Origin of the sequence: Streptococcus sp. HMSC071D03, assembly GCF_001812125.1 — a bacterium.
GTDB classification, from domain to species: domain Bacteria; phylum Bacillota; class Bacilli; order Lactobacillales; family Streptococcaceae; genus Streptococcus; species Streptococcus pseudopneumoniae_N.
Genome location: NZ_KV807738.1, coordinates 1 through 255, shown reverse-complemented (window position 1 = coordinate 255; position 255 = coordinate 1). Strand labels below are relative to the sequence as shown.

At 40.4% G+C, this 255-nt stretch carries 1 protein-coding gene; it reads left to right on the top strand.

Going from position 1 to position 255, the window contains the following annotated elements:
- Window positions 1–255 (top strand): IS30 family transposase (locus HMPREF2837_RS04370; protein WP_148131811.1); only part of this gene is annotated, 255 nt, incomplete at both ends.

Sequence of the window (255 nt, the reverse complement as noted above, 5' to 3'; positions counted from 1 at the left end):
CATCAAATTCTTTCCATCACGGCAGATAATGGAACGGAATTCAACCGCTTATCCGATGTGTTTTCTAAGGAACATATCTATTATGCACACCCCTATGCCTCTTGGGAAAGGGGGACTAATGAGAATCACAATAGGCTCATTCGTAGATGGTTACCTAAAGGAACTAAGAAAACGACTCCCAAAGAAGTCGCATTCATCGAAAATTGGATCAACAACTATCCTAAAAAATGCTTGAACTACAAGTCGCCTAGAGAA